Consider the following 24946-nt stretch of genomic DNA (forward strand, 5'->3'; position numbering starts at 1 on the left):
GGTCGCTCACGGGCTCCTCCTCAGGCCGGCCCGCAGACCGGGCAGGCAGGGTCGCGGGGCACCCGGAAGTGGCGCCACTGGCCGCCGAGGCCATCGAAGGTGGAGAGCCCGCGATGGGGCGTACCGGCGCCGCTGACCAGCTTGATCGCCTCTAGGGCCTGGAAGCTGCCGATCAGGCCCACCAGGGGCGCCACCACGCCGCTCTCGGCGCAGCTGAGCGCCTCGTCGCCCTCCCCACTCGCCCCTCCCCCGGGCGGATAGAGGCAGGCATAGCAGGGCGAGTCGGGGTCGCGGGGATCGAAGACGGCGAGCTGGCCGGAGAAGCGGATCGCCGCCCCGGAGACCAGCGGCACCCGCGCCGTGCGACAGGCGGCGTTGATGGCATAGCGGCTGGAAAAGCGGTCGGTGCAGTCGAGCACCACGTCCGCCTCGGCGACCGCCCGCGCCAGCGCCGCGCCGTCGAGATGCTCGGTGATCGCTTGAATCGTGCAGCCGGGGTTGAGGGCGAGCGCCGCTTCCCGGGCCGACTCGGCCTTGTTGCGACCCAGATCGGCGGTGGCGTGGGCGATCTGGCGCTGCAGGTTGGAGAGCTCGACCTCGTCGGCATCGGCCAGGGTCAGCCGGCCAAGGCCCGCGGCCGCCAGGTAGAGGGCCACCGGCGAGCCCAGCCCGCCGGCGCCGACCACCAGGGCGTGGCCGGCGAGCAGCCGCTCCTGGCCGTCGATGTCGACCTGGTCGAGCATGATCTGGCGGCTGTAGCGCAGCAGGGCCTGGTCATCCATCGCGGGGCTCACTTCTCCTCGAACTCCTCGATCTCGGGCACGTGGAGGCTGAAGTCCTCCTTGACCTCCTCCATGACCACATAGCTCTTGGACTCCTTCACCCCGGGCAGGGTCAGCACCACGTCGCCGAGCAGCTGGCGATAGGCGGACATCTCGGGAATCCGGCACTTGAGGATATAGTCGAACTGCCCCGAGACCAGGTGGCACTCCTGGATCTGCGGCAGCTTGGCCACGGCGCGACGGAACTCGTCGAACACCGCCGGCGACTGGGTCTCCAGGCTGATCTCGACGAACACCAGCAGGTTGGCCTTGAGCGCCCGGGGATCGAGCAGCGCCTTGTAGCCGCGGATGATGCCGGCGCGCTCCAGGCGCTTGACGCGCTCCAGGCAGGGGGTGGTGGAGAGGCCGACCCGGGAGGCCAGGTCGACATAGGAGATGCGGGCGTTCTCCTGCAGGCAGCGCAGGATCTTGAGGTCGATGCGGTCGAGCGAGCGGGTCTTGGCTTTCATGGTCGTGGGCGTGCCGATAGGAATGGGCCGTTCACGTCGTCGCGACAGCACGATCACCTGAAAATCACCCCACCAATGGCACCCCGGCGGGTTTCACGAATGCAAAGGCGACGAGACGTGGCGTTTTTTGCTGATCAAGATGTACCACATCACGACCGCCCCCCTCCAGTCCCGCCCTCAACGTGACGTCCCAGGCTGACCCTGTCGTTGCCGCCGAGGTCGCGAAGGGTCGCGACCTCCCCATAGCCGGCATCGGCGAGGGCATCGCGCACCGCCTGCCCCTGGCCATGGCCATGCTCGAGCAGCAGCCAGCCGCCGGGCAGGAGGTGGCCACGGGCCTCGAGCACCAGGTGGCGCAGGTCGGCCAGTCCCTGCTCGGCGGCCACCAGGGCGCTGGCCGGCTCGAAGCGCAGGTCACCCTGGCGCAGGTGCGGGTCGTCCGCGGCGATATAGGGCGGGTTCGAGACGATGAGCGCGAAGCGCTCGCCGCCGTCATCGGGGTCCAGCGCCGTGAACCAGTCGCCCTCGCGGAAGTCGACGTTGCCGATGGCGAGGCGCTCGGCATTGTGCCGGGCCAGGGCCACCGCCTCCGGGCTACGGTCGATGCCGACCACCGACCAGCCGGGGCGCTCGCTGGCGAAGGCCAGGGCGATGGCGCCGGTACCGGTGCCGAGGTCCAGCAGCCGGCCCCGCGGCGACGCGCCATGCGCCAGGGCCGCCTCCACCAGCCGCTCGGTATCGGGACGGGGAATCAGGGTGTGCGGCGAGGTGGAAAGCCGCAGCCCCCAGAACTCGCGATCGCCGGTCAGGTAGGCCACCGGCTGGCCGGCGGCGCGCGCCGCCAGCAGCGCCTCGAAGCGGGCCTGCTCGAAGAGCGGCGCCTCGCGGTCGCCCCAGGTGTAGAGCCAGGTGCGATCGACGCCCAGCACGTGGCAGAGCAGCACCTCGGCATCGAGTCGCGCGCTCGGCGAGCCGGCGTCAACAAGGCGCCGGGCGGCCCGGGCCACCAGGGCGTCGAGGGTCATCCGGCGTCCTGCTGGAGGGCCGCCAGCTGCTCGGCCTGGTACTCGTGGATCAGCGGCTCGATCACGTCGTCGAGCTGCTCGCCGCTGACCACCTCGGCGAGCTTGTAGAGCGTCAGGTTGATGCGGTGGTCGGTGACCCGGCCCTGGGGGAAGTTGTAGGTCCGGATGCGCTCGCTGCGATCGCCGGAGCCCACCAGGGAGCGCCGGGCATCGGCCTGCTGCTGGCGCTGGCTGGCCACGGCCGACTGCTTCAGCCGAGCGGCGAGCAGCGACATCGCCTTGGCGCGGTTCTTGTGCTGGCTGCGCTCCTCCTGGCACTCCACCACCACGCCGCTGGGCAGGTGGGTGATGCGGATCGCCGAGTCGGTGGTGTTGACGTGCTGGCCGCCGGCCCCGCTGGAGCGGAAGGTGTCCACCCGCAGGTCGCTCGGATCGATATCGATGTCGCCCACCTCGTCGGCCTCGGGCATCACCGCCACCGTGCAGGCCGAGGTGTGGATGCGCCCCTGGGACTCGGTGGCCGGCACGCGCTGCACCCGGTGGGCGCCGGACTCGAACTTGAGCCGCGCATAGACCCCCTCGCCCCTGACCCGCGAGATGATCTCCTTGTAGCCGCCCTGCTCGCCATGGCTGGCACTGACCACCTCCACCTTCCAGCCGTGCTGCTCGGCGTAGCGCGAGTACATGCGAAAGAGGTCACCGGCGAACAGCGCCGCCTCGTCGCCGCCGGTGCCGGCGCGAATCTCGAGGAAGACGTTGCGCCGATCGTCGGGGTCCCGGGGCACCAGCAGCTGCTTGAGCCGGACCTCGAGGGCCTCCAGCCTGTCACGCCCCTCGTCCCGCTCGAGCTCGGCCAGCTCGCGCATCTCGGCATCGGCATCGCCGAGGAGCTGCTCGGCGGAGGCGATGTCGGCCTCCACGGCGCGATACTCGCGCCAGGCCTCCACCAGGGATTCGAGTTCGGCATACTCCCGCGAGTAGTCGCGGAAGCGGGTCTGGTCGCTGATCACCTCGGGCTCCGCCAGCAGGGCGGAAAGCTCCTCGAAGCGCTCGACGAAGGCATCGAGGCGCTGGCGCAGGGTGGCTTTCATCGGCGCATCCTATCGGGAGTGGTCGGTGGATTCATCCAGCAGCAGGGCGGTGGCGGCCTCCAGCAGGTCGCGACGCTCCCGGGAGGCGGCCTCGCGCATCGCCACGGTGGGCCGGTGCATCAGCCGGTTGGTCAGCTGGTGGGCCAGGCGGCGGATCACCAGTTCGGGGTCCTCGCCGCGGGCCAGGCGCGCCAGGGCCTGCTGCTCGGAGAGCTCGCGCATGGCCTCGCCGCGGGCACGCACGTCGCGGATCAGCTCGCCGCCGCTGCGGATCCGCCGCTCGTGCTGCCAGTTGCCCACGCCGTGCTCGATCAGCGACTCGGCCTGGTCGGCGGCCACCTGGCGATGCCGGCGGTTCTCCTCGATGACCTCCTGGAGGTCATCGACGGTATAGAGGAAGACGTCGCTGAGCTCCCCGACCTCGGGCTCGATGTCCCGAGGCACGGCGATGTCGACCATGAAGACGGGGCGGTGGCGGCGCTTCTTCAGCGCCCGCTCCACCATGCCCTTGCCGAGGATCGGCAGCGGCGCGGCCGTGGAGGAGATCACGATATCGGCCTCGACCAGGGCCTCGGGGATGGCATCGAGGGTGATCGCCTCGCCGCCCAGCGGCCCGGACAGGGCCTCGGCCCGCTCGCGGGTGCGGTTGGCCACGGTGAGCCGGCGCACGCCCGCCTCGTGGAGGTGGCGCGCCACCAGCTCGATGGTCTCCCCGGCCCCGATCAGCAGCGCCCGCGAGCGGGTGAAGTCACCGAAGATGCGGCTGGCCAGGCTCACCGCCGCGTAGGCCACCGACACCGGGTTGCGACCGATGCCGGTCTCGGTGCGGACCTGCTTGGCCACGGCGAAGGTGTTCTGGAACAGGCACTCCAGCTCACCGCCCAGGCCCCGGGCCCGGCGGGCCGCCTGGTAGGCGTCCTTGAGCTGGCCCAGTATCTGCGGCTCGCCGAGCACCATGGAGTCCAGCCCCACCGCCACCCGCATCAGGTGCCGGGCCGCGTCGTTCTCGAGAAAGTGGTAGGCACAGCGCGACAGGTCCTCGACCCGCAGCCCGTGGAAACGGCCCAGCCAGTCGAGGATCTCGCGCTCGCCGACGGCCTCGGTGACGCAGTAGAGCTCGGTGCGATTGCAGGTGGAGAGGAGCGCCGCCTCGCGCACTTCCGGCAGGGCACGCAGCTCGGCCAGCGCCGCCTCCAGCTGAGTCGGCGAGAAGGCGACCTGCTCGCGCACCTCGATGGTGGCGGTCCGGTGGTTGATTCCCAAGGCAAGAAGCGTCATGCGTTCGGCGTCTTCGCGAGTCGTGGTTCCGGCAGGGGCGCTGTGGTGATGTCCGCCGAGGCGGACCGCCCATCCTCGAAGCGCAGCATTCTACCACAGGCCATCCGCCCGGGGCGCCATGACATGCCGTGATCGGGATCATGCTTTGCCCGGGGGAGCCGAGCCGTTATGCTGACGGCTCGTCCTTTGGCACGAGACGCGCATGCCCCGCGGAACGCTCCCCCGATTCACTCGCCACCTCCCCCTGGCGCCGCTGGTGCTGGCGACCCTGCTCGCCGGCTGCCAGGGGCTGCCGGGGGCCTCCTCGGCCGCCGAACCCACCGAGGACCCGCTGACGGGTGCGCCGCCGGTCACCCGTGGCCTGGATGCCGACAGCCTCTCCGGCCTGCTAGAGGCCGAGCTGGCCGGACAGCGCGGCGACTACCCGCGTGCCACCCGCGGCTTTCTCGACGTCGCCGAGCGTTACGGCTCGGCGCCCCTCGCCGAGCGCGCCACCCTGGCGGCCCGCTTCAGCGAGGACTCCCGGCTGCTCGAGGAGGCCGCACGCCGCTGGCAGGCCCTGGCACCGGAGAGCGACGCCCCGGCACGTCTGCTGTCAAGCCTCGCCATCCAGCGCGGCGACTGGAACGCCGCCCTGGCGCAGCGTCTGGCCGCCATCTCGCGCGGCGCCCAGGAGGAGCTGACCGGCTTCGTGGAGAGCGCCCTGGAGGCCGGCGCCGACCCGGCGCCGCTGCTGGAAAGCATGCGCGACCACCTGGCAGGACCTGGCGAGGCAGACCACGACAGCCAGCTGGCCACCGCCCTGCTGGAAGCCGCTGTCGGGGAGCGCGCCGCGGCCGAGCAGCGCCTGTCGCGACTGGCCCGGGAAGCCCCGGAGCTCCCCGAGCTGTGGCAGGTCCGCGCCGGCCTGGCGCTGGAGGCCGACGACCCGGCGAGTGCGCGATCGGCGGCGCGGCGCGGCCTTGAGGTGGCACCGGGCGACCCGCGCCTGATGCTGCTGCTGGCCCGCGCCGAGATCCGGCTGGGCGGCATCGAGGCCGCCGAGGCCACCACCGACGCCCTGCTCGACGACCATGGCGACGACCCCGAACTGCGCCTCGGCCTGGCACGGCTGTTCCTGGAAGAGGAGCACCTGCCCCCGGCGCGACGCCTGCTGCTGCCCCTGGTCGGCGACGACCAGGCCCCGCCGCTGGCCTTCCTGCTGCTGGGAGCCATCGCCGAGGAGGAAGGGGAGGTGGACAACGCCCTCCTCTATTACCGCCAGGTGCCCGAGGGCGAGCAGTTCCTGACCGCCCGCCTGAGTGCGGCCCGGATGCTCATCGAGGATGACCGCCTGCTCGACGCGCGCGCCTTCCTGCGCTTGGAGCGGCTGCGCCACGAGGCCTACCGCAGCGAGCTGGTCTCCCTGGAGGTCGAGCTGCTCGACGAGGCCGGTCGCGTCGAGCAGGCCGACGCCCTGCTCGACAGCGAACTCTCGCAGCACCCCGATGACGAGCGGCTGCGCTACCAGCGTGCCATGCGCGCCTTCGCCGACGACGACCTCGCCGCCATGGAGGCGGACCTGCGCCACATCATCGAGGCCGACCCGGACAACGCCAATGCCCTGAACGCCCTGGGCTACACCCTCGCCGATGCCGACCTCGAGGGCCGCCTGGAGGAGGCACGCGAGCTGATCGAGCGGGCCCACGCGCTGGAGCCGGACAACCCGGCGATCCTCGACAGCCAGGGCTGGGTCCGCTATCGCCAGGGCGACCCCGAGGGTGCCCTGCCCTGGCTCGAGCGCGCCTGGACGGCGATGCCCGACCAGGAGATCGCCGCCCACCTCATCGAGGTGCTCTGGGCGCTGGGCGAGGAGCAGCGCGCCCGCGCGCTGCTCGAGGAGGCCCGGCAACGCTTCGAGGAGCGTCCGCTGATCGACGAGCTCCTGCAACGCCATCCCGAGCTCGACGCGCCCGGGCATGACGACTGACCCCTGACGAACGGACCTCGCCATGACGACACTGCCGCGACTGCTGATTCCCCTGCTCGCCCTGGCCCTGCTGGCCGGCTGCGCCGGCCGGGCACCCGCTCCCGAGGGCGAGCGCGCCGCGGGCCAGTGGCAGGCCCAGGCCGAGCGCCTGGCCGAGCTCGACACCTGGGTGCTGGCCGGCAAGGCCGGCCTGCGCACCCCCGAGGACTCCACCAGCGCCAACCTGGACTGGAGCCAGCACCCGCATTACTACCGGCTGCTGATCAGCGGGCCCTTCGGCAGCGGGCGCAGCACCCTGGAGGGACGCGAGGGGCGCTTCTCGTTGACCACCGCCGAGGGCCGCTTCGAGGCCGAGACTCCGGAGGCGCTGATGGAAGAGCAGCTGGGCTGGTCGCTGCCGGTCAGCGCGCTCTCGGACTGGATCCGCGGCCTGCCGGCGGACGACACGCCCCACCGCCTGGAGGAGGACGAGCTGGGCTTCCCCCTGCACCTCGAGCAGGATGGCTGGGAGATCGCGTACCGCGACTGGACGCGCGTCGACGGGCTCTGGCTGCCCCGGCGCCTGGTGATGACCTATGACGACCTGCGGGTCACCCTGGTGGTCACCGACTGGCGCCCGGCCCTCGACGACTGACATGCCACGGACCGCTCTCCCTCCCGAGACGCTGGTGCTGCCGGCACCGGCCAAGCTCAACCGCCTGCTGCACATCACCGGCCGCCGGCCGGATGGCTACCATGAGCTGCAGACGCTGTTCCAGTTCCTCGATCACGGCGACACCCTCACCCTGCGCGGCCGCGAGGACAGCGAGCTCCGCCTCTCTCCCCGCCTGCCCGGGGTGGCAGCCGAGGACAACCTGGTCGTGCGGGCCGCTCGCCTGCTGCAGGCCGAGAGCGGGTGCCGCCGGGGGGCGGACATCCACCTCGCGAAGCGCCTGCCCCTGGGCGGCGGCCTCGGCGGCGGCAGCTCAGATGCCGCCACCACGCTGCTCGGCCTCGATGCCCTCTGGGGACTCGGCCTCGGCCTGACACAGCTGGCCAGGCTCGGCCTCGCCCTGGGGGCCGACGTGCCGGTGTTCGTGCATGGGCACGCCGCCTGGGCCGAGGGGGTCGGCGAACGCCTCACCCCGGTCGAGCTCGACACCCCCTGGTTCGTGGTGCTCCACCCCGGCGTCACGGTCTCCACCCCGGCGGTGTTCGGGGCACCGCAATTGACACGCCACACCCCCCCGATTACCATGGCGCGCGCACTGCAGGGGGGAGCGGCGAGCTGGCGCAACGACTGCGAGCCCACCGTTCGGGCACTGTATCCCGAGGTGGCGCATGCACTCGACTGGCTGGCGACCCGAGCGCCGAGCATGCTGACCGGCACCGGCGCCTGCGTCTTTGCTCGGCTCGACAGCGAGGCCGGGGCAGACTGCATTCTGGCCGAGGTTCCCGAGGGCTGGCAGGCCTTCAAGGCGCGCGGCCTGAATCGCTCACCTCTCCATGCTGCGCTGGGTCGATGACCCTCCCCGCCCACGGGCGCCGAGGCATCCCGGGACGTCCCGGAGCGGAGCAGGCTGCTGGGGCATAGCCAAGCGGTAAGGCAGCGGTTTTTGGTATCGCCATGCGGAGGTTCGAATCCTCCTGCCCCAGCCATTCCGTCCCGGAACGACCCTCGACCCGAATCCCTGAAGACCCCACACAGCAAAGGTGGCTGCGCGTGTCAAAATTGATGGTTTTCGCCGGGAATGCCAATCCCGAACTCGCCCGAAAGGTCGCCGAGAGTCTGGACACCTACCTGGGCAATGCCACGGTCGGCCAGTTCAGCGACGGCGAGGTCGCGGTCGAGATCAACGAGAACGTGCGCGGCAAGGATGTGTTCATCCTGCAGTCCACCTGTGCACCGACCAATGACAACCTGATGGAACTGATCCTGATGGTGGATGCCCTGCGCCGGGCCTCCGCCACCCGGATCACCGCCGTGGTGCCCTACTTCGGCTACGCCCGTCAGGACCGCCGCGTGCGCTCCGCGCGCGTGCCGATCTCGGCCAAGATCGTCGCCGACATGATGGTCAAGGCCGGGGTCGACCGGGTCATGACCATGGACCTGCACGCCGACCAGATCCAGGGCTTCTTCGACGTGCCGGTGGACAACGTCTACGGTTCGCCGATCCTGCTCGACGACATCGAGCGCCAGAACTACGACGACCTGGTGGTAGTATCGCCCGACGTCGGCGGCGTGGTGCGGGCCCGCGCCATCGCCAAGCAGCTCAACGCCGACCTCGCCATCATCGACAAGCGTCGGCCCTCGGCCAACCAGGCCCAGGTGATGCACATCATCGGCGAGATCGAGAATCGCACCTGCGTGGTGGTGGACGACATGATCGATACCGCCGGCACCCTGTGCAAGGCCGGCGAGGCCCTCAAGGCCCGGGGCGCCCGGCGCGTGGTCGCCTACGCCACCCACCCGATCCTGTCGGGACCGGCGGTGGACAACATCACCGGCTCGGTGCTCGACGAGGTGGTGGTGACCGACACCATCCCCCTCTCCGAGACCGCGCGGCGCAGCGGCAAGATTCGCCAGCTCAGCGTCGCCGGCCTGATCGCCGAGGCGATCCGCCGGGTCAGCAACGAGGAATCCGTCAGCGCCATGTTCCACTGAACGCGGGTCCAACGGGACTCGCCCGGCGGGACAGGGCGCGGGACACATGCCCTGCGGGGCTCCCGGAAACGCCGTGGTCTGGTCGCGGGCCACGACGCTTTCCTTACTTCCAGAAAAGAGGCAATTCCATGTCCGATTACACACTCAATGCCAGCGTTCGCAACGACCTGGGGAAAGGTGCGAGCCGCCGCCTGCGTCGTGCGAACGAACAGGTGCCGGCCATCATCTATGGTGGTGAGCAGGCGCCGCAGCCCATCGCCGTCGACAAGACCAGCTTCTACAAGGCGCTGGAAGACGAGGCCTTCTTCTCCTCGGTGATCAACCTGCAGGTGGATGGCAAGGCCCAGCAGGTGGTGGTGCGTGACCTGCAGCGTCACCCCTACAAGCCGCTGATCACCCATGCCGACTTCCTGCGGGTCGATGCCACCCACGAGATCACCCTGCGCGTGCCGCTGCACGTGGTGGGCGAGGAGAAGTGCAAGGGCATCAAGGACGAAGGCGGCGAGCTCCACGTGCTCTCCAACGAGGTCGAGGTCAGCTGCCTGCCGAAGGACCTGCCCGACTTCCTGGAGGTCGACATCACCGAGGTCGCGCTGGGCACCACCCTGCACCTCTCCGACCTGACCGTGCCGGCCGGCGTGACCCTGGTCGCGCTCACCCATGGCGAGGATCACGACAACGCCGTGCTGAGCATCACCAAGCCCAAGGTCCGTGATACGGAAGAGGGCGAGGAAGGCGGTGAAGCCGCCGAAGGCGAGGAAGGCGAAGGCAGCGCCGAGTAAGCGTGCCTGCCAGGAGCCTGTCGGGCTTGACCGATCGTCGCGAGAGGGACGGATTTCGAGACAAGTATATCGATCCGATGAGGCGAATAGCCCGCTATTTAACGAATCGAATCGAATGAAATTGGCCGAAAGACCGGTTCTCGCAGTTGATCAGCGTTAAGTTCGATAGGCTCCCAAGGGCCATGCACGGCATGGCCCCTCCTTCATCGATCAAGCGCCCCGGCGCTTGATTTTTTTTGTGGCCATCCACCCCTGGCGGCCATCCTGTGGAGCGCCGCTAACGCGACGTCAAACATCATTCCCGATGATTTGTTGGAGACACGACATGAGCCAGGTCAAGGCGATCATTGGACTGGGCAACCCCGGCGCCGACTACGCGGCCACCCGCCACAATGCCGGTGCCTGGCTGGTGCAGGCCGTGGCGAGGGCGGCGGGCGGCGAGCTGCGCCCGGACAGGAAGTTCCTGGGCCTGCACGCCAGGGTCCATCTGGACGGCAAGGATGTGCACCTGCTCGAGCCCACCACCTTCATGAACCGCAGCGGCGGCGCCGTGGCGGCCCTCTGCCAGTTCTTCAAGCTGGCACCGGGCGAGCTGCTGGTGGCCCATGACGAGCTCGACATGCCGCCGGGCACGGCGCGCTACAAGACCGGCGGCGGACACGGCGGGCACAACGGCCTGCGCGACATCATCCGCGCCCTGGGCAACGACCGGGACTTCCATCGCCTGCGCATCGGCATCGGCCATCCCGGCGACAGCCGCCAGGTGACGAACTACGTGCTGGGCCGGCCCGGCAAGGCCGAGCGCAGCGCCATCGACGCCGCCATCGACGAATGCCTGGCCACCCTGCCCCAGGCCATGGCTGGCGACTGGGCGAAGGCCATGAACCGCCTGCACAGTTTTACTGCGTCGAGCTGAAAGCGCCGAGCTGCAAGCAGGGCGGCCGACGGGCAGCCATGCCCGGAACGCTCCTGTCTTGTGCCGCCTCCTGCTGGCATTGCCCTCTGCCCGTCGCTTGGCCGCTTGCCGCTGGTAGCTTGGCGCTCCGCGCTTCCGTAGAATACTCGCCACTTTCCACTCGCGAACACGCTTTCCAGGACACTCCCATGGGTTTCAACTGCGGTATCGTCGGCCTGCCCAACGTCGGCAAGTCCACGCTGTTCAATGCGCTGACCAAGTCCGGCATCGACGCCGAGAACTTCCCCTTCTGCACCATCGAGCCCAATGTGGGCATCGTGCCGATGCCCGACCCCCGCCTCGACCGGCTGGCAGAGATCGTCAAGCCGCAGAAGGTGCTCCCCACCACCATGGAGTTCGTCGACATCGCCGGCCTCGTCGCCGGCGCCTCCAAGGGCGAGGGGCTCGGCAACAAGTTCCTGGCCAATATCCGCGAGACCCAGGCCATCGCCCATGTGGTGCGCTGCTTCGACAACGATAACGTGATCCACGTCGCCAACCAGGTCGACCCGCGGGCCGATATCGAGATCATCAACATGGAACTGGCGCTGGCCGACCTCGACACCGTCGAGCGCGCCATCCAACGCCTGGCTCGCGTGGCCAAGGGCGGCGACAAGGAGGCCATCGCCACCAAGGCGATCCTCGAGCGCATCCAGCCCCACCTGGCCGAGGGCCTGCCGCTGCGAAGCTTCGGCCTCGACGACGACGAGAAGCACCAGCTCAAGAGCTTCGGCTTCCTGACCCTCAAGCCCACCATGTACATCGCCAACGTCAACGAGGACGGCTTCGAGGCCAACCCCTACCTGGACGTGGTCAACGAGATCGCCGCCGAAGAAGGCGCCGTGGTGGTACCGGTGTGCAACCAGCTCGAGGCCGAGATCGCCGAGCTGGAGGACGAGGAGCGCGCCATGTTCCTCGACGAGATGGGCATGGAGGAGCCGGGGCTCGACCGGGTGATCCGCGCCGGCTATGCCCTGCTCGGGCTGCAGACCTACTTCACCGCCGGGGTCAAGGAGGTGCGTGCCTGGACCGTGAAGGTGGGCGCCACCGCCCCCGAGGCCGCCGGGGTGATTCACACCGACTTCCAGAAGGGCTTCATCCGCGCCGAGGTCATCGCCTACGACGATTTCGTCACGCTGGGCGGCGAACAGGGGGCCAAGGACGCCGGCAAGTGGCGCCTGGAGGGCAAGGAGTACATCGTCCAGGACGGTGACGTGATCCACTTCCGCTTCAATGTCTGAGGCACGCAAGCCTTGACCCGAGAGGGCAAACTCCGTAGACTTCGCCCCCGTTGTTCGGCTACGTAGCTCAGCTGGTTAGAGCACATCACTCATAATGATGGGGTCCCCTGTTCAAATCAGGGCGTAGCCACCAGATACCGAAAACCCGGCGCCCCTGGCGCCGGGTTTTTTGTATTGCAACACATGCCCATCCGGACTCGAGGCTTACCCGGGAGCAGGCCCCGGGGTGCCGGGCAGGCGCTGTGAATACTTCCGGCGCCTCTCGTACGTCACTCTAGGCCAGTTCGGGGCGATCGAAGAAGGCGGTGAGCACCCGCGTCAGGGACTCCACGTCCCGGGCGCCGGCGGTCTCGCGGATCGAGTGCATGGCCCACTGGGGCACGCCCACGTCCAGGGTCGGCACGCCGAGCTCGGTGGCGGTGATCGGGCCGATGGTGCTGCCGCAGCCCATGTCGGCCCGGGTCACGAAGCTCTGCACCGGCACCTCGGCCGCGCGGCAGAGGTCACGGAACAGGGCCGCCGTGGCGCTGTTGGTGGCATAGCGCTGGCTGGCATTGACCTTGATCACCGGCCCGCCGTTGAGCACCGGCCCGTGGCCGGCATCGTGCTTGTCCGGGAAGTTGGGGTGCAGGGCATGGGCGTTGTCGCAGGAGATCAGCCGGGAGGCCTGGATCAGGCGGATGAAGCCCTCCTCCCCCGGCTCGCCGAGCTGCTCGCTCACCCGCCGCAGCACGTCACCGAGGAAGGGCCCCTGGGCGCCGCAGGCGCTGGCGCTGCCCACCTCCTCGTGGTCGTTGGCCACCAGCACCGCCCCCTGGCGACCGTCGCTCTCCAGCAGGGCCTCCAGGCCGATGAAGCAGGAGAGCAGGTTGTCGAGGCGGGCGCTGGCGATCAGCTCGCCGTCGACGCCGACCCGGGACGGCGGCTGCATGTCGCGGAAGGCAAGCTCGAAGTCGAGGAGCTCGACGTCCTCGAGACCGTGCTGCTCGGCGACCCAGCTCGCGAGCAGCCGCTCGAGGTCGGGCCGCCCCCCGCCCTGCAGGAGGACCGGAGCCATCTCGGTCTGGGCATTGATGGCACGACCGTTGTTGGCCTCGCGGTCCAGATGGATGGCCAGGCTCGGGATGATCGCCAGCGGCTGCTCCACGTCGAGCAGCACGCCCTCGATGCGGCCATCGGGGTGACGCAGGTGCACCCGCCCGGCCAGCCCCAGGTCACGATCGAACCAGGGCGCCAGCAGGGCCCCGCCGTAGACCTCGACGCCGAGCTGGAGCCAGCCCGCCGCGCTCTGGGCGGGGTTGGGCTTGAGGCGCAGGCCGGGGCTATCGGTATGGGCACCGACCAGCCGCAGCGCCGTGAGTCGCTCGCACGGCAGCTGCAGGGCGATAATCGAGGAGTCGTTGCGGGTGACATAGACACGCTCACCGGGCGACAGGCGCCAGGCCTCGGTCTCCTCGAGACGCCGGTAACCGGCCTCCTCCAGGCGCCTGGCCATGTTGGCCGTGGCATGCCAGGGCGTGGGGGATCGACGCAGGAAGTCGAGCAGGCGCTCGAGTCGGGCATCCTGGGACATGGAATTCCTCTATCACGGGGCATTTCAGGGGTCTTGGCGGCACGACCAAGCTGATACAATGACCGTTCGGTCCATGCAACTCGTCAGCCGGGTCGGAGTCTGGATAGAGAGTAAGTGTACACGAATCGGGGAGTGCTTCATCGATGAGCCTGTTTGTCACCCTTGGGCGTTCAGCGGCCCTGGCCCTGCTGCTGGCCACCACGCCGTTACTGGCCGCCGTCGAGCCGAGCGACGCCCAGCGCCAGGTGGCCGCGGAAGTGGCCGAGTCGCTGCGCTACGGCCACTATGCGGATGTCCGCCTCGACGACGACTGGTCACGGCGCGCCTACTCGCGCTTCCTGGACATCCTCGATGGCCAGCGCGCCTACCTCCTCGACCACGACGTGGCCGCCTTCGGCGACCTGGAAACGGGCATGGACGAGGCACTGCTCGACGGCGACCTGACCCGTCCCTTCGCCCTCTACCAACGTTACCACGAGCGCGCCGAGGCGCGCTTCGAGTGGCTGCTCGACCGCCTCGACGAGGGCGTCGACTTCGCCTTCGACAGCGAGCAGCGCCTGGAACTCGAGCGTGAGGACGCCCCCTGGGCCGGCCGCGAGGCGGCCCTGGACGAGCTGTGGATGAAGCGGCTCAAGAACGCCGCCCTGACGCTGACCATCAGCGACCAGGACGCCGAGCAGGTGGAGGACAACCTGCGCCAGCGCTACGAGGGGCAGCTGTCGCGCCTGCGCCAGACCAACGAGGAGGACGTCTTCGGCCTCTTCATGGCCGCGGTGACCGGCAGCATCGACCCCCACAGCGAGTACCTCTCGCCACGCCAGGGCGAGTCCTTCGACATCCAGATGCGCCTCTCGCTGGAGGGCATCGGCGCCCTGCTCCAGGCAGACGGCGAGTACGTCAAGGTCTCGAGCCTGGTGCCGGGCGGCCCCGCCGAGCGGGCCGGCGCCCTGCAGCCGGCCGACCGCATCGTCGGGGTGGGCCAGGAGGGCGAGGAGATCGTCAACGTGGTGGGCATGCGCCTCGACGACGTGGTCGACATGATTCGCGGCCCCAAGGGCTCGGTGGTGCGCCTCGACGTGGTGCCCGCCCAGGCCGTCGACATGACGCGCTCCAAGGTCATCGAGATCACTCGCGACACCGTGGACCTGGAGGATCAGGCCGCTCAGGGCGAGGTGGTCGAGATCGCCCGGGACGACGGCACCCACCGCCTCGGGGTGATCAAGATCCCCACCTTCTACGTGGACTTCGATGCCTGGCAGGCCGGCGAGGAGGACTACCGCAGCACCACCCGCGACGTGGCCAGGGAGGTCGAGCGACTCCAGGCCGAGGGCGTCGAGGGCATCGTGCTCGACCTGCGCAACAACGGCGGCGGCGCCCTGCAGGAGGCCAACTCACTGATCGGCCTGTTCATCGACCGCGGGCCTACCGTGCAGGTCCGCGATGCCCGCGGCCGCATCAGCCTCTACGGCGATACCGAGAGCGGCACCCTCTACGATGGCCCCCTGGCCGTGCTGGTCAACCGCCTCTCGGCCTCGGCCTCCGAGATCTTCGCCGGTGCCATCCAGGACTACGGCCGTGGCCTGGTGGTGGGCACCGACACCTTCGGCAAGGGCACGGTCCAGACCCTCAACGAGCTCTCCCACGGCGAGATCAAGCTGACCCGCGCCAAGTTCTATCGCATCTCCGGGGAAAGCACCCAGCACCGCGGCGTGGAGCCGGACATCCGCTTCCCGAGCCTGATCGACCCGGAGCTGATCGGCGAGAGCAGCCTCGACAACGCCCTGGAGTGGGACACGGTGCGCGAGGTGCAGTACCGCACCTATGGCGAGCCCCGCCAGTACCTGGAGACACTGCGCAGTCGCCATAACGAGCGTGCCGAGCAGCACCCCAACTTCCACTACCTCGAGCAGCAGTCCGAACTGGCCAACCGGCTTCGCGAGCAGCACACCAGCGTCAGCCTCAATCGCGAGCAGCGTCAGCGCGAGGTGGAGGCCCAGGAGGCCGAACAGCTCGCCCTGGAGAACGAGCGCCGGCGCGCCCTGGAGCTGGAGCCACTGGAGGAGTGGATCGATGCCCGCGACGAGGAGGAGAGCGAGGAGGAGCCGGTCGACCGCGCCCAGATCCTGGAGGCGGCCCAGATCCTGCTCGACTACACCCAGCTCGAGGGCACCTGGCACTACGCGAAAGGCACCTGAGCCCGCCCTCCCCTGTCAGCGGGTGCGACATGCGACGCCGGGCCCTCGGGCCCGGCGTCTTTTCCTCTCGCCTAACAGACAAGCGCCAAGGCCAGGAGTCAGGCCGCAGGCGGTCCGGGCGACAATGAGACGCAGAAAGGGCAGACGCTAACGGGCAGAAGCCGACGAGGCATCGGCACGACAGGCAAGAAGAGAGGATGACGGCCAGACAGGACTGGCTCCCCGAACAGGACTCGAACCTGTGACCCAGTGATTAACAGTCACTTGCTCTACCAACTGAGCTATCGGGGAACGATGCAGGATGATGCGTGGGGAAGCGGCAGGCAGCTAGGAGCGGTTGGCTCCCCGAGCAGGACTCGAACCTGCGACCCAATGATTAACAGTCATTTGCTCTACCAACTGAGCTATCGGGGAATGACCGCATGCCGCAATGTGCTCGTCAGGTTGACGAGTTCCTCCGCTGCATGAGCGAAGCTGGCTCCCCGAGCAGGACTCGAACCTGCGACCCAATGATTAACAGTCATTTGCTCTACCAACTGAGCTATCGGGGAATGACCTCGAGCACGGGGCGTAGTATACGGATCGGGCCCGCAAGGTCAAGCGGGGATTGGCACCGCGCGCCCTCGCAAGGCGCACCGGGCACCATGGAAAAGCGCCCGTCAGGGTAAGGCCTGGCGGGCGCTTTTCTATGGATCCTGGTGGCTACGCCCTGATTCGAACAGGGGACCCCATCATTATGAGTGATGTGCTCTAACCAGCTGAGCTACGTAGCCTTATCAACGGCTTGCCCGACCGCAGCCGGGCAACGGGGTGGGATTATGCACGCGGGCCCGCCGCATGGCAAGCCCGCGTGGCCCCTCACGCCTCGATGTCGAGGGCGCGCTTGACCGCCGGCAGCCCCGGCTCGCCCTCGCGGGTCTCGACGCCTTCGAGCCAGCCCTCCAGGACCTCGGGATTGGCCTGCAGGTAGGCACGGGCGGCATCACGGGGATCCTCGCCCTCGTCCATGATCTGGCCCATCAGCTGGTTCTCCATCTCGAGGGTGAACTCGAGGTTTTCCAGCAGCGCACCGACGTTGGCGCACTCCTCGACATAGCCGCTACGGGTATTGGTGTAGACGGTAGCGCCGCCGAGGTCGGGACCGAAGTAGTCATCGGCACCTGCCAGGTAGGCCATGTCGAAGTTGGTGTTCATCGGATGCGGTTCCCAGCCGAGGAACACCATCCACTTCTCATCCGGCACCCGGGCGCTCAGCTCGGCGAGCATGCCGGCCTCGCTGGAATCGACCAGCTGCCAGTCCCCCAGGCCGAAGGCGTCGTCGTCGATCATCTGCTGGATCAGCTGGTTGCCGTCGTTGCCGGCTTCGATGCCGTGGATCTGGCTGTCGAACTGCTCGGCATGCTCGGCGAGGTCTTCCACCGAGGTGACGCCGGCATCGTGGACATACTGTGGCACCGCGAGGGTGTACTTGGCGCCCTCGAGGTTGGCCCCCAGGCGATCGATATCACCATCCTCGACGTAGGGATCACTGATCGAGGCCATGGAGGGCATCCAGTTGCCCAGGAAGACATCGAAGTCGCCGTTCTTCATGCCCTGATAGGCGATGGGCACGGAGACGGTATCGATGCGGGTGTCATAGCCCAGTGCCTCGAGTACCTCGGTGGTGAGCGCGGTGGTCGCGGTGATATCGGTCCAGCCGACCTCGGCGAAACGGACCGTCTCGCAGCTCTCGGGGGCGGCGGCCTGCAGCGGCGAGACGGAGAGACCGAGGGCGGCGGCGCCGAGCCCCAGGGTCAGACGACGGTTCAGGTTGCGGGTGAGCATGGAGACACTCCTCTTGTGAGACTTGAAGTATAGCCGCGGTGGCAGCACCACGAGCCAGCGGGATCCTTGGCCAGGTCCTTTATTGATTGAACGTTCAATAAAGAAATGGCAAGCTGTGCACATGGTAACCATGCTTCACGTGGTGGTTGCAAGATCAATTCCCCGGGAAAGGAGCCAGCAACGGTGCCCAAGGTTGGAATGGAACCCATCCGCCGCCAGCAGCTGATCAAGGCCACCATGGCGGCGATCGACGAGGTCGGCCTGGCCGATGCCACGGTGATGCGCATCGCCCGCCACGCGGGCGTCTCCGCCGGCATCATCAGCCACTACTTCGGCGGCAAGGATGGCCTGCTGGAGGCCACCATGCGCCAGATCCTCAGCGACCTGGGCGAGGCGGTGGCGGCGCGGCGGCGCGAGCTCACCAGCACGAGCCCCCGGGACCATATCGGCGCCATCATCGATGGCAACTTCGACCGCAGCCAGGTCACCGGGCCGGTGGCCAAGACCTGGCTGGCCTTCTGGGCCAGCAGCATGCACAAGCCCGAGCTGGCGCGCCTGCAGCAGGTCAATGACCGTCGCCTCTACGCCAACCTCTGCCACCAGTTCCGCCGCCTGATGCCCCGTGATGAGGCCCGCGCCTGTGCCCGCGCACTGGCCGCCCTGATCGACGGTCTGTGGCTGCGCGGTGCCTTGACCCTCGAGGGCCTGGACAGCGACGAGGCGCGTCGCCTGGCCCGGGACTACCTCGATCGCCTGCTCGACAGCCGAGACACCCTTTCCCCTTCCTGAATGGAGGTCACCATGCCATCCCTCGAGACCCAGACCCTCTACATCGACGGCCGTCGCACGGCCGCCACCTCCGGCGAGACCTTCTCGGTGGTCAACCCCTACGACGGCTCACCACTGGCCGAGGTGCAGCAGGCCGCCGAGGCCGACGTGGACGCCGCCGTGGCCGCGGCCCGCAAGGGCCAGCGCGCCTGGGCAGCGATGACCGGCATGGAGCGCAGCCGCATCCTCAACCGCGCCGTGGCGCTCCTGAGGGAGCGCAATGACGAGCTCGCCGAACTCGAGACCCGCAACACCGGCAAGCCGATCAGCGAGACGGCCGCGGTGGACATCGTCACCGGCGCCGACGTCCTCGAGTACTATGCCGGCCTGGCGCCGGCCATCGAGGGCAGCCAGATCCCGCTGCGCGAGGACTCCTTCGTCTACACGCGCCGCGAGCCGCTGGGGGTGATCGGCGCCATCGGTGCCTGGAACTACCCCATCCAGATCGCCTGCTGGAAGAGCGCCCCGGCACTGGCCGCCGGCAACGCCGTGGTCTTCAAGCCCAGCGAGGTCACTCCGCTGACCACCATGCGACTCGCCGAGATCTTCACCGAGGCCGGGCTGCCGGACGGTGTGTTCAACGTCATCCACGGTGACGGCAGCGTCGGCGCCCTGATGACCGGGCACCCCGGCATCGACAAGGTCTCCTTCACCGGGGAGGTGGGGACCGGCAAGAAGGTGATGGCCGCCGCCGGAGGCTCCACCCTCAAGGACGTCACCATGGAGCTGGGCGGCAAGTCGCCGCTGATCGTCTTCAATGATGCCGACCTCGACCGCGCCGCCGACGCCGCCATGATGGCCAACTTCTACTCCAGCGGGCAGATCTGCACCAACGGCACCCGGGTCTTCGTCGAGAGTGCCGTCAAGGAGGCCTTCGAGGCGAGGATTGCCGAGCGCGTGGCGCGCATCAGGGCCGGCGACCCGCTGGACCCCAGCGTCAACTTCGGTCCCCTGGTGAGCTTCGAGCACCAGGAAAAGGTGCTCTCCTACATCGCCCTGGGCAAGCAGGAAGGCGCCAGGGTGCTGGCCGGTGGCGAGGCCTGGAACGACGGCGAGCGGGCGAACGGCGCCTGGGCGGCCCCCACGGTATTCACCGACTGCACGGACGAGATGCGCATCGTGCGCGAGGAGATCTTCGGCCCGGTCATGGCGATCCTGGCCTTCGATGACGAGGAGGAGGTGATCCGCCGCGCCAATGACACCCACTACGGGCTGGCCGCCGGGGTCTTCACCGAGCGCCTCAACCGCGCCCATCGGGTGATCCACCGCCTGGAGGCGGGCATCTGCTGGATCAACACCTGGGGAGAGTCCCCCGCCGAGATGCCGGTGGGCGGTTACAAGCAGTCCGGCGTGGGCCGCGAGAACGGCCTCGAGACCCTGGCCCACTACACCCAGACCAAGTCGGTGCAGATCGAGATGGGCCCCTTCGAGTCGGTGTTCTGAACGCTGCGCAACCGCCCTGCTACCCCCACCTGTCAGGGGCGCCGGGGGCAGGTCATAGCGAGGGTACGTTCTTAGCGCTCTCGCGAAGGCCTGTCACCGGAACAGCCCCGTACTGATGTTGCATTGGGAGACCCCATGTCACAGACCCGTGAATTCGACTACATCATCATCGGAGCGGGATCGGCCGGCAACGTGCTGGCCACTCGCCTGACCGAGGACGAGGGCGTCAACGTGCTGCTGCTCGAGGCCGGCGGCCCCGACCACCGCTTCGACTTCCGCACCCAGATGCCGGCGGCCCTGGCCTATCCGTTGCAGGGCAAGCGCTACAACTGGGCCTTCGAGACCGACCCCGAGCCGCACATGGATGGGCGACGCATGGAGTGCGGCCGTGGGAAGGGGCTGGGGGGCTCCTCGCTGATCAACGGCATGTGCTACATCCGCGGCAACGCCCTGGACTATGACGGCTGGGCCAAGGCGCCGGGCCTGGCGGACTGGACCTACGCCGACTGCCTGCCCTACTTCCGCAAGTCCGAGACCCGCGACATCGGCCCCGACGCCTACCACGGCGGCGACGGGCCGGTGAGTGTCACGACCCCCAAAGAGGGTAATAACCCTCTGTATCGCACCTTCATCGAGGCGGGCAAGCAGGCCGGCTACCCGGAGACCGAGGACGTCAACGGCTACCAGCAGGAGGGCTTTGGCCCCATGGACCGCTTCGTCACCCCGAATGGCCGGCGCGCCTCCACGGCCCGTGGCTACCTCGACCAGGCGAAGGGGCGCGCGAACCTGACCATCGAGACCCACGCCCTCACCGACGTCATCGAGTTCGAGGGCAAGCGGGCGGTGGGCGTGCGCTACCAGCGCCGCGGCCAGGAGCAGCGGGTACACGCCCGCCGCGAGGTGCTGCTATGCGGTGGGGCGATCGCCTCGCCACAGATCCTGCAGCGCTCAGGCGTTGGCCCCCGCGAGGTCCTCGACGAGTTCGGCATCGAGTCGGTACACATCAACGACAACGTCGGCGCCCACCTCCAGGATCACCTGGAGATGTACATCCAGTACGAGTGCACCCAGCCGATCTCGCTCTACCCGGCGCTGAAGTTGTGGAACCAGCCGAAGATCGGCGCCGAGTGGCTGTTCCTCGGCCGCGGCATCGGCGCCAGCAACCAGTTCGAGGCGGCGGGCTTCATCCGCAGCAATGACCAGGAAGCATGGCCCAACCTGCAGTACCACTTCCTGCCCATCGCCATCAGCTACAACGGCAAGAGCGCAGTGCAAGCCCACGGCTTCCAGGCCCACGTGGGCTCCATGCGCTCCGAGAGCCGAGGCCGCATCCGCCTCACCTCCCGGGATCCCGAGGCCGCGCCGAGCATCCTCTTCAACTACATGTCCAGGGAGAAGGACTGGCAGGAGTTCCGCGATGCCATCCGCCTGACCCGCGAGATCATCGCCCAGCCCGCCTTCGATCCCTTCCGCGGCCGGGAGATCTCGCCGGGGCCGGACGTACAGTCCGACGCCGAGCTGGATGCCTTCGTCAAGGCCCATGCCGAGACCGCCTACCATCCCTGCGGCAGCTGCCGCATGGGCGAGGGCGACGATGCGGTGGTGGACGGCCAGGGCCGGGTGCACGGCGTGGAGGGGCTCAGGGTAGTGGATGCCTCGCTGTTCCCGGTGATTCCCACCGGCAACCTCAACGCGCCAACCATCATGCTCGCCGAGAAGATCGCCGACCGCATCCGCGGCCGCGAGCCGCTGCCGCGAAGCGACGCCCCCTACTACGTGGCGGGCGACTCCCCGGCCCGCGGCGAGCCGCAGCGCCGCCTCGGCGGATAGCGCAGCCCTTCGGTCACGTTCCCTGTGCCCCGCCCTGCCCAGCAGCGCGGGGTATTTTTTTCTTGGGTACAGTGCTATCGCAGACGCAGGAGCTTAGGGGCGCTGGGGACAAGCCGTAGAGGAGGCCCTACGCCAGGGATGGCGTCGGTAGCGCCCAAGGAGGGGTTCACAGCGCCTCCTCGACGGTCCGGCGCTCCTGGGCTTGTCGCCAGACCAGCCCCGAGCTACGAGCAATCTGCGATAACCCTATGCATGGCCACTGGCCGGTTGCAGCGATGTGGGCTAGTCTGCAAGAATTCAAACATCTGTTCGAATCTTTGCGTCTCACCACAACCGGAGTCTTCCCATGCTCACCCTGATCCTGCTGCTAGCGGCCATCGTCGGCCTGCTCGCGGTGATGCGCCGCGAGGCGGGCGCCCTGCCCGCCCTGGCCGTGCTCGCCGTGACCGGCCTGGCCAGCCTGCTCTTCGCCTCTACCCTGCTGGGCGTGCTGCTGCTGGCCGCCGCCGCCGGGGTGGCGGTGGCGGGCCTGCCGTCGCTGCGCGTCCGCTGGCTGTCACCGCACCTCTTCGCCCTGTTCAAGAAGGTGTCGCCGAAAGTCTCGGACACCGAGCGCACCGCGCTGGAGGCCGGCACCGTGGCATGGGACGGCGAGCTCTTCACCGGGCGCCCCGACTGGGAGGCGCTGCTCGGGTACCGCGACGAGGGGCTCACGGACCAGGAACGGGCCTTCCTCGACCACCAGTGCAGCGTGGCCGCCGGCATGTGCAACGCCTGGGAGATCGCCCGGGAGCGCGCCGACCTGCCCCAGGAGCTGTGGGACTACCTCAAGCGGGAAGGCTTCTTCGGCATGATCATCCCCCAGGCGTACGGCGGCCTCGGCTTCTCTGCCAAGGCCCAGTCCCTGGTGCTGCAGAAGCTCTCGGTCAGCGAGACGCTGATGGTCACGGTGGGTGTGCCCAACTCCCTGGGCCCGGGCGAGCTGCTGCTCAAGTACGGCACCGAGGCCCAGAAGGACCATTACCTGCCGCGGCTGGCCGACGGGCGCGAGATCCCCTGCTTCGGCCTCACCGGTCCCCGCGCCGGCAGTGACGCCACGGCCATCCCCGATACCGGCGTGGTCTGCCGGCAGGAGGTCGACGGCCAGGAGGTGCTGGGCCTGCGCCTGAACTTCGAGAAGCGCTGGATCACCCTGGCGCCCATTGCCAGCGTGGTGGGGCTGGCCTTCAGGCTCTTCGACCCCGACCACCTGCTGGGCGAGGAGAGCGATCGCGGTATCACCCTGGCACTGATCCCGCGCGACACCGCGGGCATGGAGATCGGCCGCCGCCACCACCCCATCGGCAGCCCCTTCCTCAACGGCCCCATCAGGGGCAAGGACGTCTTCGTACCCCTCGATACCATCATCGGCGGGCCCGAGATGATCGGCCAGGGCTGGCGCATGCTGGTGGAGTGCCTCTCCATCGGCCGCTGCATCACCCTGCCCTCCGGCGCCACCGGAACCGCCCGCTACGCCCTGGGGTGGAGCGGTGGCTTCGCCCGCATCCGTCGCCAGTTCAACGTGCCGGTCGCCGAGATGGAGGGGGTCCAGGAACCCCTGGCGCGCATGGCCGCGCTGGCATATGTCTCCCGGGCCGCGGTCTACCAGACGGCCAACACCATCGACCACGGCGAGAAGCCGGCGGTGCCCTCGGCGATCCTCAAGAGCCAGCTCACCGAGTTCCAGCGCCAGATCCTCGGCGATGCCATGGACATCCACGGCGGCAAGGCGGTGACCCTGGGGCCGCGCAACTACCTCGGCATCGGCTACAGCGCCAATCCGGTGGCCATCACCGTGGAAGGCGCCAACATCATGACCCGCAACCTGATGATCTTCGGCCAGGGGGCGATCCGCTGCCACCCCTACGTGCTCGAGGAGCTGGCCGCCAAGGACGCCGACGACCTGCAGGCCTTCGACCGCGCCTTCTTCGGCCACGCCGGGCTGATCTTCGGCAATGCCGCCCGTGCCCTCACCCAGGGCCTGGGAATCGGCCGGGCGGCCGTGCCCTTCGACGAGGTCGCCGCGCCCTATGCCCGGGACGTCGCCCGCCTCTCCGCCGGTTTCGGGCTGTGCGCCGATGCCGCCATGGCGAGCCTCGGCTCGACCCTCAAGCAGCGGGAGATGCTCTCGGCCCGCCTGGGCGACGTGCTCTCCAACCTGTACCTCGCCTCGATGACGCTCAAGCAGTGGCACGAGGGCGACAAGGTCGAGGGCGAGGCCGCGCTGCTGCACTATGGCTGCCGCTTCCTGCTGGGTCGTGCCGAGCAGGCCCTGGACGAGCTGTTCGACAACCTGCCGAGCCGTGCCCTGGGCCGGCTGCTGCGCATCGTCGTGATGCCCGCCGGCCGCCGCTGGAAGCGCCCTCAGGACGCCCTGACCCGCGAGATCGCCCAGGCCGTCTCCCGCGACACGGCGCTGCGCCGCTACCTGCTGGAAACCACCTGGCAGGAGAACGACGGCAGCCGGGACAACCCCCTCGCCCACTACAACGCCCTGCTCGCCACCCAGGAGCGCGCCGAAAAGCTCTACCGCCAGGTCCAGAAGGCCCATGCCAAGGGCGAACTGCCGGCGCACGCGCTGCACCCCGAGCAGAAGGTGGAGGAGGCAGCCAGAGCCGGCATCATCAGCGAAGACGATGCCACCTTCATGCGCGAGCGCGAGGCCGAGGTGCTGGAGCTGCTCAGCGTGGACGACTTTGCCTACGACGCCTTCGTCACCGACAAGTCCCGGGTCCTTTGGCATACCGAGGAGCCATCGGCCATGGCCTGACCGGTCACCACGCCACCCTCCCGCCCCGGCCCAGAGCCGGGGCTTTTGCATTCAGGCGCGAACCCAAGGCGTGATCTGACCCCTTGTTCCTTGTTCCTTGTTCCTTGTTCCTTGTTCCTTGTTCCTTGTTCCTTGTTCCTTGTTCCTTGTTCCTTGTTCCTTGTTCCT

General features: G+C 68.8%; 19 protein-coding genes and 6 tRNA genes. 14 read left to right on the top strand and 11 right to left on the bottom strand.

Going from position 1 to position 24946, the window contains the following annotated elements:
- Window positions 1–20 precede the first annotated feature (20 nt).
- The 5 genes from DFP85_RS09050 to hemA all read right to left on the bottom strand — a co-directional run bounded on the left by DFP85_RS09050 (window position 21) and on the right by hemA (window position 4685).
- The gene (locus DFP85_RS09050; protein ID WP_133635960.1) at window positions 21–782 is read right to left on the bottom strand and encodes a HesA/MoeB/ThiF family protein; all 762 of its coding nucleotides are present in this window, start codon (window positions 780–782) and stop codon (window positions 21–23) included.
- An 8-nt stretch (window positions 783–790) separates the two neighbouring features.
- Entirely contained in the window at window positions 791–1291 is a 501-nt protein-coding gene (locus DFP85_RS09055) for an Lrp/AsnC ligand binding domain-containing protein (protein ID WP_106229103.1), read from the bottom strand.
- A gap of 149 nt (window positions 1292–1440) precedes the next feature.
- Complete coding sequence (prmC, locus tag DFP85_RS09060) at window positions 1441–2316, bottom strand: peptide chain release factor N(5)-glutamine methyltransferase (protein ID WP_133635961.1); 876 nt, start codon at window positions 2314–2316, stop codon at window positions 1441–1443.
- The gene (prfA, locus tag DFP85_RS09065) at window positions 2313–3407 is read right to left on the bottom strand and encodes a peptide chain release factor 1 (RefSeq protein WP_133635962.1); all 1095 of its coding nucleotides are present in this window, start codon (window positions 3405–3407) and stop codon (window positions 2313–2315) included. The genes prmC and prfA overlap by 4 nt, the downstream gene beginning before the upstream one ends.
- 9 nt (window positions 3408–3416) lie before the next feature.
- Complete coding sequence (hemA, locus tag DFP85_RS09070; protein WP_133635963.1) at window positions 3417–4685, bottom strand: glutamyl-tRNA reductase; 1269 nt, start codon at window positions 4683–4685, stop codon at window positions 3417–3419.
- A 202-nt stretch (window positions 4686–4887) separates the two neighbouring features.
- Here hemA and DFP85_RS09075 point away from each other — a divergent pair, with 202 nt between their 5' ends.
- The 9 genes from DFP85_RS09075 (at window position 4888) to DFP85_RS09115 (ending at window position 12409) form a co-directional block, all read left to right on the top strand.
- Window positions 4888–6654, top strand: coding sequence for a tetratricopeptide repeat protein (locus DFP85_RS09075; RefSeq protein WP_133635964.1), 1767 nt, complete (start codon window positions 4888–4890; stop codon window positions 6652–6654).
- Window positions 6655–6676: 22 nt separating this feature from the next.
- A complete protein-coding gene (gene lolB / locus DFP85_RS09080; protein ID WP_133635965.1) occupies window positions 6677–7288 on the top strand; it encodes a lipoprotein insertase outer membrane protein LolB in 612 nt (203 codons plus the stop codon).
- A 1-nt stretch (window position 7289) separates the two neighbouring features.
- Window positions 7290–8159, top strand: coding sequence for a 4-(cytidine 5'-diphospho)-2-C-methyl-D-erythritol kinase (gene ispE, locus DFP85_RS09085; RefSeq protein ID WP_133635966.1), 870 nt, complete (start codon window positions 7290–7292; stop codon window positions 8157–8159).
- A 58-nt stretch (window positions 8160–8217) separates the two neighbouring features.
- A tRNA-Gln gene (locus DFP85_RS09090) sits at window positions 8218–8292 on the top strand.
- A gap of 64 nt (window positions 8293–8356) precedes the next feature.
- Complete coding sequence (locus DFP85_RS09095) at window positions 8357–9298, top strand: ribose-phosphate pyrophosphokinase (RefSeq protein ID WP_181243486.1); 942 nt, start codon at window positions 8357–8359, stop codon at window positions 9296–9298.
- A 128-nt stretch (window positions 9299–9426) separates the two neighbouring features.
- Window positions 9427–10080 (top strand): 50S ribosomal protein L25/general stress protein Ctc, encoded by a 654-nt coding sequence (locus DFP85_RS09100; RefSeq protein WP_133635967.1) that lies wholly within the window; start codon window positions 9427–9429, stop codon window positions 10078–10080.
- Between the two features lie 325 nt (window positions 10081–10405).
- Window positions 10406–10996, top strand: coding sequence for an aminoacyl-tRNA hydrolase (pth, locus tag DFP85_RS09105; protein WP_133635968.1), 591 nt, complete (start codon window positions 10406–10408; stop codon window positions 10994–10996).
- A 188-nt stretch (window positions 10997–11184) separates the two neighbouring features.
- Window positions 11185–12276: a redox-regulated ATPase YchF gene (gene ychF, locus DFP85_RS09110; protein ID WP_133635969.1), complete on the top strand. Its 1092-nt coding sequence runs from the start codon at window positions 11185–11187 to the stop codon at window positions 12274–12276.
- Between the two features lie 56 nt (window positions 12277–12332).
- Window positions 12333–12409: transfer RNA gene (locus DFP85_RS09115), tRNA-Met, on the top strand.
- A 141-nt stretch (window positions 12410–12550) separates the two neighbouring features.
- On the opposite strand, the gene DFP85_RS09120 is transcribed toward DFP85_RS09115, so the two are convergent.
- Window positions 12551–13849: a M18 family aminopeptidase gene (locus DFP85_RS09120; protein ID WP_133635970.1), complete on the bottom strand. Its 1299-nt coding sequence runs from the start codon at window positions 13847–13849 to the stop codon at window positions 12551–12553.
- Between the two features lie 143 nt (window positions 13850–13992).
- Between DFP85_RS09120 and DFP85_RS09125 the strand changes: the two genes are divergently transcribed.
- Window positions 13993–16044: a carboxy terminal-processing peptidase gene (locus tag DFP85_RS09125; protein ID WP_133635971.1), complete on the top strand. Its 2052-nt coding sequence runs from the start codon at window positions 13993–13995 to the stop codon at window positions 16042–16044.
- A 215-nt stretch (window positions 16045–16259) separates the two neighbouring features.
- Here the strand turns inward: DFP85_RS09125 and DFP85_RS09130 are convergent.
- The 5 genes from DFP85_RS09130 to DFP85_RS09150 all read right to left on the bottom strand — a co-directional run bounded on the left by DFP85_RS09130 (window position 16260) and on the right by DFP85_RS09150 (window position 17868).
- Window positions 16260–16335: transfer RNA gene (locus DFP85_RS09130), tRNA-Asn, on the bottom strand.
- Between the two features lie 47 nt (window positions 16336–16382).
- Window positions 16383–16458: transfer RNA gene (locus DFP85_RS09135), tRNA-Asn, on the bottom strand.
- Window positions 16459–16519: 61 nt separating this feature from the next.
- A tRNA-Asn gene (locus DFP85_RS09140) sits at window positions 16520–16595 on the bottom strand.
- 145 nt (window positions 16596–16740) lie between these two features.
- Window positions 16741–16817, bottom strand: a tRNA-Met gene (locus DFP85_RS09145).
- An 85-nt stretch (window positions 16818–16902) separates the two neighbouring features.
- Complete coding sequence (locus tag DFP85_RS09150) at window positions 16903–17868, bottom strand: choline ABC transporter substrate-binding protein (protein WP_133635972.1); 966 nt, start codon at window positions 17866–17868, stop codon at window positions 16903–16905.
- Between the two features lie 183 nt (window positions 17869–18051).
- Here DFP85_RS09150 and betI point away from each other — a divergent pair, with 183 nt between their 5' ends.
- From betI to DFP85_RS09170, 4 genes are all read left to right on the top strand, one after another.
- Complete coding sequence (gene betI, locus DFP85_RS09155) at window positions 18052–18657, top strand: transcriptional regulator BetI (protein ID WP_208108479.1); 606 nt, start codon at window positions 18052–18054, stop codon at window positions 18655–18657.
- Window positions 18658–18669: 12 nt separating this feature from the next.
- Window positions 18670–20139, top strand: a complete 1470-nt coding sequence (gene betB / locus DFP85_RS09160) for a betaine-aldehyde dehydrogenase (protein ID WP_133635973.1) — start codon at window positions 18670–18672, stop codon at window positions 20137–20139.
- A 135-nt stretch (window positions 20140–20274) separates the two neighbouring features.
- Entirely contained in the window at window positions 20275–21969 is a 1695-nt protein-coding gene (gene betA / locus DFP85_RS09165) for a choline dehydrogenase (RefSeq protein WP_133635974.1), read from the top strand.
- 346 nt (window positions 21970–22315) lie between these two features.
- Window positions 22316–24778, top strand: coding sequence for an acyl-CoA dehydrogenase (locus tag DFP85_RS09170; RefSeq protein ID WP_133635975.1), 2463 nt, complete (start codon window positions 22316–22318; stop codon window positions 24776–24778).
- Window positions 24779–24946 lie beyond the last annotated feature (168 nt).

The organism is Halomonas ventosae, assembly GCF_004363555.1.
Taxonomy (GTDB): domain Bacteria; phylum Pseudomonadota; class Gammaproteobacteria; order Pseudomonadales; family Halomonadaceae; genus Halomonas; species Halomonas ventosae.

Bases quoted from the DNA above. Each gene is read 5' to 3' on its own strand.
- ispE (WP_133635966.1), top strand. From the start codon at position 7,290: ATGCCACGGACCGCTCTCCCTCCCGAGACGCTGGTGCTGCCGGCACCG.
- DFP85_RS09125 (WP_133635971.1), top strand. From the start codon at position 13,993: ATGAGCCTGTTTGTCACCCTTGGGCGTTCAGCGGCCCTGGCCCTGCTG.
- prmC (WP_133635961.1), bottom strand. From the start codon at position 2,316: ATGACCCTCGACGCCCTGGTGGCCCGGGCCGCCCGGCGCCTTGTTGAC.
- betA (WP_133635974.1), top strand. From the start codon at position 20,275: ATGTCACAGACCCGTGAATTCGACTACATCATCATCGGAGCGGGATCG.
- DFP85_RS09170 (WP_133635975.1), top strand. From the start codon at position 22,316: ATGCTCACCCTGATCCTGCTGCTAGCGGCCATCGTCGGCCTGCTCGCG.
- DFP85_RS09120 (WP_133635970.1), bottom strand. From the start codon at position 13,849: ATGTCCCAGGATGCCCGACTCGAGCGCCTGCTCGACTTCCTGCGTCGA.
- DFP85_RS09150 (WP_133635972.1), bottom strand. From the start codon at position 17,868: ATGCTCACCCGCAACCTGAACCGTCGTCTGACCCTGGGGCTCGGCGCC.
- pth (WP_133635968.1), top strand. From the start codon at position 10,406: ATGAGCCAGGTCAAGGCGATCATTGGACTGGGCAACCCCGGCGCCGAC.
- lolB (WP_133635965.1), top strand. From the start codon at position 6,677: ATGACGACACTGCCGCGACTGCTGATTCCCCTGCTCGCCCTGGCCCTG.
- DFP85_RS09055 (WP_106229103.1), bottom strand. From the start codon at position 1,291: ATGAAAGCCAAGACCCGCTCGCTCGACCGCATCGACCTCAAGATCCTG.
- hemA (WP_133635963.1), bottom strand. From the start codon at position 4,685: ATGACGCTTCTTGCCTTGGGAATCAACCACCGGACCGCCACCATCGAG.
- ychF (WP_133635969.1), top strand. From the start codon at position 11,185: ATGGGTTTCAACTGCGGTATCGTCGGCCTGCCCAACGTCGGCAAGTCC.
- DFP85_RS09075 (WP_133635964.1), top strand. From the start codon at position 4,888: ATGCCCCGCGGAACGCTCCCCCGATTCACTCGCCACCTCCCCCTGGCG.
- DFP85_RS09100 (WP_133635967.1), top strand. From the start codon at position 9,427: ATGTCCGATTACACACTCAATGCCAGCGTTCGCAACGACCTGGGGAAA.
- prfA (WP_133635962.1), bottom strand. From the start codon at position 3,407: ATGAAAGCCACCCTGCGCCAGCGCCTCGATGCCTTCGTCGAGCGCTTC.
- DFP85_RS09050 (WP_133635960.1), bottom strand. From the start codon at position 782: ATGGATGACCAGGCCCTGCTGCGCTACAGCCGCCAGATCATGCTCGAC.
- betB (WP_133635973.1), top strand. From the start codon at position 18,670: ATGCCATCCCTCGAGACCCAGACCCTCTACATCGACGGCCGTCGCACG.